We start from the raw sequence: 10,268 nt of genomic DNA, 5'->3' as shown, positions 1-10,268 counted from the left end.
TATTGTAGGTACTTCATCCGAAAATAAGTCCTGCTTATAAATTTTCTCCTGCATATATAAATCACCGTACCTTTCATATAAATGTTCTTTGGGAAAAAATGTATACAAAAAAATATGTCTTTTTATTGTCATACTCTTGCCAAATGTGGTGAAAAGTTATATTATAGTGAATGTAAATGGTTAAAAGTGGGGACAAATTGCATAAAAGTGGGTGAAAGTGGGTGATTATATGTTTATGGGTCAATATGAGCATACTATTGACACTAAAGGCAGAATAATCATTCCTGCCAAATATCGAAACGAGTTAGGAGATACGTTCGTTATAACGAAAGGTCTTGATGGCTGTCTTTTTTTATATCCGTCAAATGAGTGGCAGGATTTTGTAGACAAGCTTAAGGGACTTTCGTCAAGCCAGAATACCAGAAGGATACAGCGTCAGTTTTTATCAAAAGCTATGGAAGTTACTCCGGACAAGCAGGGAAGAATCATCATTCCCGGCATACTTAGAGAGTGTGCTGCATTAGAGAAAGATGTGATTTTTCTCGGGATGATGAACAGAGTTGAAATATGGGATAAGTCAAGACTCGAGGCAGAGGAAGAACTTGAAGAAAATGCCGGAGTTGAAGAAGCTATGGATGAACTTGGAATATCGCTGTAAAAAATATATTTGGAGGAAATTATGGAATTTGTTCATAAGTCGGTTCTTCTCAATGAGGTTATTGAGGGACTTGATATTAAGGAAAACGGAACATATGTGGATGGAACGCTTGGCGGAGCGGGGCATGCCATGCATGTATGTGAAAAGCTTGGAAAAGATGGCAGGTTTATCGGAATAGACCAGGACGAAGATGCCATAGAAGCCAGCACAAAACGATTAGAAAAATATGGTGATATAGTTACCATTGTCAGAAGCAATTATTCAGATATGACTCAGGTTATGGATGAACTTGGAGTTTCAGGAGTTGATGGGATTACATTAGATCTTGGAGTGTCTTCATTTCAGTTAGATACAGCAGAAAGAGGATTTTCATACAGGCTTGATGCACCGCTTGATATGCGTATGGATAACAGGCAGCCGTTGTCAGCCGAGACAGTTGTAAATGAATATTCAGAAAATGAGTTATTTCATATTATTAAGAATTACGGTGAAGATAAATTTGCTAAAAATATAGCAAAACATATAGTCATTGAAAGACAGGAAAGCCCGATACTTACGACTAAGAGGCTTGCTGAGATAGTAGACCATGCTATTCCGATGAAAATGAAAAAGCAGGGTGGACATCCGGCGAAGAGAACGTTTCAGGCTATAAGGATAGAAGTGAATCATGAACTTGATGTTCTGGAGAAAAACATTAATGATATGATAGATTTATTAAATCCGGGTGGAAGATTTTGCATAATTACTTTTCATTCATTAGAAGACAGAATTGTAAAAAATGCATTCAGAACGGCACAAAATCCGTGTGTTTGTCCGTCGGATTTTCCAGTTTGCGTATGTGGGAGAAAATCAAAGGGAAAAATTATTACAAGAAAACCTATACTTCCAACGGAGGAAGAAATAGAAGGAAATCCGCGTTCCAAAAGCGCTAAACTAAGAATATTTGAGCACAACTAAAAGACTGGGAGGAGTTTTATGTCAGCTGAAACTAAAAATAATTATCAGTACGGAAGATATGAAAAAAGACATATTCCAAATTATAGAAAGAGTACATATGTGGATGGAAACACAGTAAGACAGCTTAATGCTGTTCCAAACAGAAGAGAAGAAGAAAGAATTGAACGTGAAAAAAGGAGAAAGAGACAGTTAAATCCAGGAAACATCGCAATACCGGGCGTGTCTGTCGGAAATATAATTTTTATAGCTTGTGTTTCTGTTGTTCTGATAGCAGTGTCAGCATCATTTATAAATATGCAAAACAAAAGTGTTGCATTGAAAAAACAGGTTGTTTCGCTTCAGACTGAAATTCAGGAGCAGAAAACTTTAAACAATGAAAAATATGAGGAAATATTAAACGGTGTAGACCTTGCTCAGATATACAAAAGAGCTACAAGAAAACTTAATATGGTAAGGGCGGAAAATAATCAGGTGTATAAATATAAAAATAAAAAAAGTGATATGGTAAAGCAGTATGCTGATATACCCGGAACACAAAAAAATAAATAGTGTTTCGTCAGAGGATTAACATGATGGACAAGACGGCGAAGAAAAGTATTAGAAAGAGAAATATTAGCAGAATAAAAAGACAATCAAGGTGGAGATTATACGCGGCAATGTTTATCGTTTTTGTCCTTATTATCTGTGCAGCGGGAAGAATAATATACTTAAATGTCAATAAAGGTACAGAGTATAAAAAAGAAGTTCTGGCACAGCAAAGCTATGTTAACAAGGTCATTCCATATAAAAGAGGGGATATTGTTGACAAAAATGGAAATACACTTGCAAAGAGTACAAAGGTGTATGATCTCATAATAGAGCCTAAACAGATACTAGATGCTGATAAGGATAAAAAAAGCGATGATTATAAAAAGGCAACTGCGGCGGCACTGGAAAAGATTTTCGGAATAAAGGAAAGCACATTCTATAAGATATTATCGAAAAAACCGGATTCCATGTATTATCCGATGAAAAAATACACACAGTTGAGCAGGAAAATTGTAGAGCAGTTTAAAGAACTCTCAAAGGATAACAGTAAGATTATAGGTGTGTGGTTTGAAGAAAAATATTTAAGAACATATCCGTATTCGCAGGTTGCGAGTACGGTTCTTGGTTTCTGTTCTTCTGACGGACAGGGGCTCGGCGGAATTGAGAGCTGGTATAATTCAAGTTTAAATGGCGTTAATGGCAAGAGTTTTGGGTATTATGATTCAAATCTGAATCTTGTAGAAGAAGTAAAAGAGGCACAAAACGGAAACACAGTAGTATCGACCATAGATATAAATGTGCAGGGTGTTCTCGAGAAGAAAATGAAGAAGTTTCAGGAAGAAACCGGTTCTGAAAATATGGGAGTTATTTTGATGAATCCGCAAAACGGAGAAATATATGCAATGGCGGATTATCCGAGTTATGATTTGAATAATCCAAGGGATTTATCAAAAATTTACTCAAAAAAAGAACTCACTAAATTGTCATCGAAAGAAAAGGGAGACTTACTGCAAAGTTTATGGAGAAATTTTTGTATTTCAGATGCGTATGAACCGGGTTCTACATTTAAACCGATAACAGTTGCAGCTAGTTTTGATGAGGGTGCATCATATGATGGAAAACATTATTTTTGCGACGGGGGACAGCAAATAGGAACAACATATATTAAGTGTGTGGCTCATACTATTGGTGGTCATAAGAATACAGATCCCTGCAAGGCTCTGATGAAGTCGTGCAATGATGTAATGATGCAGATGGCAGCAGATCTTGGTGTGAATAAATTTACAAAATATGTAAGAAGTTTTGGGTTTGGAGCCAAGACGGGGATTGACCTTCCGGGCGAGGCTGTTGGTGGAATATTCAGTAAAGAAGATATGCATCAGGTAGAACTTGCAACATCAAGTTTCGGACAGGGTCAGACAGTTACTATGATTCAACTTATTTCAGCCTTCTGTGCGACAATAAACGGTGGAAATTATTATCAGCCGCATATTGTAAAGGAGATTGATTCGCAGAATGGTGCAGTTGTATCATCAAATAACAATGTGCTGGTAAAAAGGGTTATCTCGGAGGATACAAGCAAATTTATAAGAAAATATCTCGAAAAGACGGTAGAGGATGATGAGGGTACGGCAAGTCCGGCAAGGGTAAAAGGTTATGTAATTGGCGGAAAAACAGGAACAGCCGAAAAACATCCGATTACCAAAAAAAAATATCTTGTATCTTTTGCAGGATTTACACCTGTTGATAAACCTGAACTTGCAATATATGTAGTTATAGATGAGCCTCATGTAAAAGATCAGGCTCACAGTACATATGCAACCGAATTTGCAAGTGAGGTACTTAAAGATGTTCTTCCAATGTTAGGTATATATAAAGAATCAGGCAAATCAAGTGATGCTAAAGCAGTTACTATTCCATCAACCAAAAAAGGAAATTCAATTTTGGAAGTTCCTGCGGGTGGTTATACAACTTCGGATTACGGAGTTGCAAAAAGTAAAAAAAATGCAAATAATTGATTTGACGGTGCATAAAAGCAAATGAGTGTAATAAAATACTTAATAGCCGGATCATAAGAGAGGGTTATTTATGAAGTATTGTAAAACACCACAAAAGCAACGGTTATTTTTTGTGTTTATTGTGGTTTGCTTTTGTTTATTTATGCTCGTTGGGAGACTTGTATATCTTATGATATACCGGGCTGATTATTATGGAGAAAGAGCAAAAGCAGTTCAACAGAGAGAAAGAAGTATCAAGGGAAGCAGAGGAAAGATTCTTGACAGGAACGGAATTGTTCTTGCAGGAAATAAATCGGTTTCAACTATTTCAGTGATACATAATCAAATAAAACAGCCGGAGAAGGTGATAAAGAACTTATCAGCAATTCTTGAAATTGATGAGGATGAGATAAGAAAGAAAGTTAATAAAGTTTCATCAAGAGAAAAAATAAAATCTAATGTTGAAAAAGCTATTTCTGATAAAATTAGAAATCTCGAGATGGACGGAGTTATGGTTGACGAAGATTATAAGAGAACTTATCCGTTCAATTCGCTTGCATCAAAAGTGATTGGATTTACCGGAGCCGATAATCAGGGCATTCTTGGTCTTGAAGTTAAATATGAAAAATATTTAAAAGGTGAGCCGGGGTATATTCTGACAACAACAAATGCAAGAGGAATTGAGGTCGATAAGAGGGCGGAAGAGAGAATTGAACCAAAACAGGGAAAGGACCTTTACACAAGTATTGATATAAATATTCAAAAGTTTGCAACGCAGGCGGCAAAAAATGTCATGGAAGCAAAAGGGGCAAAAAATGTCAAAATTCTTGTGATGAATCCGAACAACGGGGAAATATTTGCGATGGTAAATGTTCCTGAGTTCAATCTTAATAAGCCATATGATATTAAGAGTAAGAAAAAGCTGAGTCAAAAAGAACTTAATCAGAAATTAAATGATATGTGGCGAAACGGATGCGTATGTGATACATATGAACCCGGTTCGACATTTAAGGTTTTTACGGCAACGGCGGCATATGAGCAGGGAGTTGTAAAACTTACAGATACATTTAACTGTCCGGGATATAAAATTGTCGGTGACAGAAAAATAAGGTGCCATAAGACAACAGGACACGGAGCAGAAACATTTGCACAGGGCGTACAAAATTCATGTAATCCTGTTTTTATGGAGGTAGGTCAAAGGCTTGGTGTAGCCAATATGTTTAAGTATCTGAAAAAGTTTTCTGTTTTGGATAAAACAGGAATAGACGTTACGGGAGAAGCGGTGACAATTATGCATCAGCAGAAAAATGTCGGTGAAGTGGAACTTGCGACAATGTCGTTCGGACAGTCGTTTCAGTTGTCTCCGATTCGTCTTTTGACAACCATAAGTGCCGTGATAAACGGCGGAAATATGATAACTCCGCATTTTGGAGTGAAGATTTTAGATGAACAAAAGAACAGGAAATATACAATAAGATATAATGCGCAGAAAAACGTAATATCCAAAGACACATCGGAAGTCATGAAAAAAATACTTGAGTCGGTGGTCAGTGAAGGCGGAGGAAAAAAAGCTGCTGTAGATGGATATAAAGTTGGTGCTAAAACAGGAACTTCAGAAAAACTTCCGAGAAGAAGCGGAAAATATGTTGCGTCATGCATGGGGTTTGCACCGGCAGATAATCCAAAGGTTATAGCACTTGTGCTTATTGATGAACCTCAGGGGATTTATTATGGAGGTACAATTGCGGCTCCGGTCATTTCAAAACTGCTTGATGACATATTGCCATATATTGATTAAAGTGTTGTTTTCATACAATGTATCAAATAACATTAAAGTTGCTTATAAGAACTTTCAGGAGGTCTGATAATGACATTTTCGTCTGTGTTTATTTCTATGATTGGAGCTTTTTTGACGAGTGCTGCACTTTGTCCAGTAATGATTCCGATTCTTCGAACATTGAATATAAATCAATATGTGAGATGTGAGGGGCCAAAGTCACATTTGAAAAAAGCAGGAACGCCGACTATGGGTGGAATTGTGATACTCATATGTTCAACGGGAGTTAACCTTTTGGGAATAAACGGCAGCAGGGAAGAATGTCTGTTGATATTTACTTTTCTTGGATTTGGTGCAATTGGATTTTTAGATGATTATATAAAAGTCTGTCTGAAAAGGTCGCTTGGTTTGTCTGTTTTACAAAAAATTATATTGCAGAGTATAGTTACATTATGGTTCTGTTATTATTATATTTTTAAATTGCAGGAAAAATGTGAGATGCTTATTCCGTTTACCGGAGGAATAAAAAATGGTATTTATCTGTCGGTATCACCGATAATGTTTGTATTTATAGTTTATATTATAATGATGGGGACTGTTAACGGTGCAAATTTTACGGATGGGCTTGACGGTCTTGCAGCAAGTGTAACTTTGCTTATTGTAGTATTTTTTTCGACGGTTGCCATTAAATTAAACCGTGATATGGCTTTGTCGGGGGCATGTGTTGCAGGAGCTTTGATAGGGTTTCTGATTTTTAATGTACATCCGGCAGCGGTTTTTATGGGAGATACAGGTTCGCTTGCACTTGGAGGTTTTGTTGCAGCAATTGCAACCATGTTAAAGATGCCTTTATATATAGCAATAGTAGGTGTGGTATATCTTGCAGAAGTTTTGTCTGTGATAATTCAGGTGTCATATTTTAAAATGAGCGGTGGGAAAAGACTTTTAAAAATGGCGCCGCTGCATCATCATTTTGAACAATGTGGATGGAGAGAAACGACGGTTGTTGCAGTTTTTTCTGTAATAACTACAGTTATGTGTATAGCTGTGATATTGGAAAAAACATGATTAGAATAAAAAGTTATTATTAGGAAAAGAGGATGAATATGAAATTTACAAACAAGAAAGTATTGGTAGTAGGTACAGGAAAAAGCGGGGTGGCAGCCGTCAGGCTGTTAAATAAGTCAGGAGCAGAAGTTATTGTACTGGAAGGAAATACATCATTTTCGACAGAAGAAATCATCTCAAGATTTCCAAAAGATGCTGAATTTGACCTTATAATAGGAGAACTTCCGGAGCAGAAAATGAATAACATTGATTTTGTTATATTGAGTCCCGGAGTTCCGACTGATTTACCTTTTGTTGTAAAGCTTCAGGAGAAGAATATACCTGTATGGGGAGAGATTGAACTTGCATATCTTTGTGGTGCAGGAAAACTTTTTGCCATAACAGGAACAAATGGAAAAACAACAACTACAGCACTTACCGGTGAGATTATGAAAACATATTTTAAAGATGTATATGTAGTTGGAAATATCGGTTATCCGTATACGGAGTATGCTGCCAAAATGACGGAAAAATCGGTGACAGTAGCGGAAGTAAGCAGTTTCCAGCTGGAGACAATAAATAAATTTCATCCTCAGATAAGTGCGATTCTTAACATCACACCGGATCATTTGAACAGACATCATACAATGGAATGTTATGTTGAGGCTAAAGCAAGAATTGCAAAGAATCAGAATAAAGACGAGATTTGTGTTCTGAATTATGAAGATGAATATCTTAAGAAAATTGCAAAGGATATACCGGCAAAGATATTCTGGTTTAGCAGTGAGCATGAACTTAAAGAGGGTATTTGGCTTGACGGTGAAAAGATTATGTACTGTGACGGGGAGGAACAGGAGCCTGTCATGGTATGTACAATACATGATATGAAGCTTTTAGGTAAGCACAATTATGAGAATGTAATGGCAGCGGTAGCAATTGCCATGCATGCGGGAGTGCCGATAGACTGCATAAGAAAAGCAGTTAAAGAGTTTAATGCCGTTGAGCACAGAATTGAATATGTAAGGGAAGTAAATGGTGTTAAATATTACAATGATTCTAAGGGAACAAATCCTGACGCTGCGATTAAAGCGGTTGAAGCGATGGTAAGGCCTACTATAGTAATCGGAGGAGGTTACGATAAAGATTCATCATATGATGAGTGGATAGCTTCTTTTGGAGATAAGGTAAAAGCACTTGTGCTTCTTGGTCAGACAAAGGATAAAATTGCCGCTGCAGCCAAAAAAGCAGGTTTTGCAAATATAATAATGACTGAGTCTTTAGAGGAGGCTGTAAAAGTGAGCAGTGAGCAGGCTAAATCAGGAGATGCTGTTTTATTATCTCCGGCCTGTGCAAGCTGGGGTATGTTTAAAAATTTTGAAGAGAGAGGTGACCTGTTTAAGCAATATGTCAACAGCCTGGAGTAAGAATATAACCGGACCGAGAAAAGAAAAAAATTACTCTAAGTATGACTATATGCTTATCGTTCTGACATTAGGAATTGCAATTTTCGGTGTCTGTATGATAAACAGCGCGGGAATATATAATGCGTTATTGCTTGGAGCACCGCTTAGATTTGTCAAGTCACAGATTGCAGGGCTTTTGGCGGGATGTGCCATGATGATATTTGTGGCGGCTTTTGATTACCATATCTTAATAAGGAATGTTTTCGGTAAAAACGGAAATATAAAGGTCGTTCATGTTTTATATGCTGTCGCACTTATCATGCAGGTAGCGGTTCTGTTTATCGGTGTTGATTATAACGGTGCGAGAAGATGGCTGAGGTTTGGATTTATCCAATTTCAGCCGTCGGAGATAACCAAGATTGTAGTTATTATTTTTATATCGTATGTCGCATACATAAACAGAAGTATTTTTGATACATTTAGGGGATTTTTGCGAGTAATGTTATTTATTGCTCCGTTGATTGCCGTTATAGCAAAGGAAAATTTGAGTTCAGCAATAGTTGTTGCCGGGATAAGCGTTGGAATGTGTTTTATAGCAAGCAATAAAAACGGATATTTTATCGTATGTGTAATAGCTATGATAGCTGCGGCATCGTTGTATATAATTTTCGGAGACCCTTTCAGAATGGAAAGAATACAGATATGGCTTAATGTTGAAACAAATGAAAATGCTCATCAGATAAAACAGGGTTTGTATGCTATTGCTACCGGAGGCTTGTTTGGAAACGGAGTAGGAAACAGTGTACAAAAACTGGGGTATATACCTGAGGCATATAATGATATGATATTCTCAGTTATATGTGAGGAACTTGGAGTTGTCGGTGCGACGGTTTTGATAATTGCGTTTATTGTATTGTTCTGGAAAGTCATCCGCATCGGTTACGGTGCATCGGATATTTTCGGGACTATGTTGTGTTCGGGTGTTATGCTGCAGCTTTCAATACAGGTTGTCATAAATGTTGCGGTTGTCACAAACTCTATACCGTCAACAGGTATTCCGCTTCCATTTATAAGTTATGGAGGAACATCTGCTATGATAATGATGGCAGAGATGGGGATAGTTCTTGGTGTTTCAAAAAGAGAAAAGAGGTTAAACTGTTTATGAGGATACTGAAACGTTTCATTATATTTATATGTGTTTTGGCAGCTTTGATATTTGGATTATATTTTGCATTTCATATAAATACAATTGAAATAGAAGGAGACAGTACATATTCTGATGCTGAAATAGAAAAGAGCGTATTTAGCAGAAAATTTTCAGATAATGAACTTGTATTCAGATTGTACAATAAAATATACGGGATAAATAAACTTCCGCTCATTGAGGATATAGATGTAAAATATACAGACCGCAATTCTGTATTGCTTCATGTGTATGAAAAGAAAGTAAGCGGCTGTATAAAATATATGGGACAGTATGTTTATTTTGACAAAGACGGAATAGTATTGCAGAGTTTATCGGAGCACAAAGAAGGAGCTCCTATGGTTACAGGCATAAAGTTCGGTGATTTTTCCATAGGAGAGGCATTCAGTGTAGAAGATGAAAAACTTTTTTCTAAAATAATGAACATATCACAGCTTATAAGTCATTATAAAATTGATGTATCAAGAATACATTCAAGCACAGACGGAATTATATTATATTCAGGAAAAGTCAGAGTTTATCTTGGAAAGAAAAATATGTATGATGACCAGCTGGCAGCGTTGTCATCAGTATTAAAAACGACAGAAAAGAAAAATTTAAAAGGCAGCATAGACATGTCTGATTATCAGTCAGGCGATAAAATTGTATTAAAAACAAATAATTAAATAAAAAAATTAAAAGAACAAATTTTCTCTTG

Annotated in this window: 9 protein-coding genes; all 9 read left to right on the top strand. The window is 36.6% G+C overall.

Going from position 1 to position 10,268, the window contains the following annotated elements:
- The first annotated feature begins 217 nt into the window (after positions 1-217).
- The 9 genes from mraZ (at position 218) to ACZLXV_RS08195 (ending at position 10,236) form a co-directional block, all read left to right on the top strand.
- The gene (gene mraZ, locus ACZLXV_RS08235; RefSeq protein WP_367334918.1) at positions 218-658 is read left to right on the top strand and encodes a division/cell wall cluster transcriptional repressor MraZ; all 441 of its coding nucleotides are present in this window, start codon (positions 218-220) and stop codon (positions 656-658) included.
- Positions 659-679: 21 nt separating this feature from the next.
- On the top strand, positions 680-1,615 hold the full coding sequence (rsmH, locus tag ACZLXV_RS08230; RefSeq protein WP_482383082.1) for a 16S rRNA (cytosine(1402)-N(4))-methyltransferase RsmH: 936 nt from the start codon (positions 680-682) through the stop codon (positions 1,613-1,615).
- Between the two features lie 18 nt (positions 1,616-1,633).
- Positions 1,634-2,164 (top strand): hypothetical protein, encoded by a 531-nt coding sequence (locus ACZLXV_RS08225; protein WP_482383081.1) that lies wholly within the window; start codon positions 1,634-1,636, stop codon positions 2,162-2,164.
- A gap of 20 nt (positions 2,165-2,184) precedes the next feature.
- Positions 2,185-4,161: a peptidoglycan D,D-transpeptidase FtsI family protein gene (locus tag ACZLXV_RS08220; RefSeq protein WP_482383080.1), complete on the top strand. Its 1,977-nt coding sequence runs from the start codon at positions 2,185-2,187 to the stop codon at positions 4,159-4,161.
- A gap of 70 nt (positions 4,162-4,231) precedes the next feature.
- Complete coding sequence (locus ACZLXV_RS08215; RefSeq protein ID WP_482383079.1) at positions 4,232-5,938, top strand: peptidoglycan D,D-transpeptidase FtsI family protein; 1,707 nt, start codon at positions 4,232-4,234, stop codon at positions 5,936-5,938.
- 69 nt (positions 5,939-6,007) lie between these two features.
- Complete coding sequence (gene mraY, locus ACZLXV_RS08210) at positions 6,008-6,985, top strand: phospho-N-acetylmuramoyl-pentapeptide-transferase (RefSeq protein ID WP_022225376.1); 978 nt, start codon at positions 6,008-6,010, stop codon at positions 6,983-6,985.
- Between the two features lie 38 nt (positions 6,986-7,023).
- Positions 7,024-8,388: a UDP-N-acetylmuramoyl-L-alanine--D-glutamate ligase gene (murD, locus tag ACZLXV_RS08205; protein WP_482383078.1), complete on the top strand. Its 1,365-nt coding sequence runs from the start codon at positions 7,024-7,026 to the stop codon at positions 8,386-8,388.
- A complete protein-coding gene (locus ACZLXV_RS08200) occupies positions 8,369-9,532 on the top strand; it encodes an FtsW/RodA/SpoVE family cell cycle protein (protein WP_367334925.1) in 1,164 nt (387 codons plus the stop codon). The genes murD and ACZLXV_RS08200 overlap by 20 nt, the downstream gene beginning before the upstream one ends.
- Entirely contained in the window at positions 9,529-10,236 is a 708-nt protein-coding gene (locus ACZLXV_RS08195) for a cell division protein FtsQ/DivIB (RefSeq protein ID WP_482383077.1), read from the top strand. The genes ACZLXV_RS08200 and ACZLXV_RS08195 overlap by 4 nt, the downstream gene beginning before the upstream one ends.
- The last annotated feature ends 32 nt before the right edge of the window (positions 10,237-10,268 follow it).

This window comes from Butyribacter sp. (genome assembly GCF_056818865.1).
This window is presented reverse-complemented; position numbering and strand designations above follow the sequence as displayed.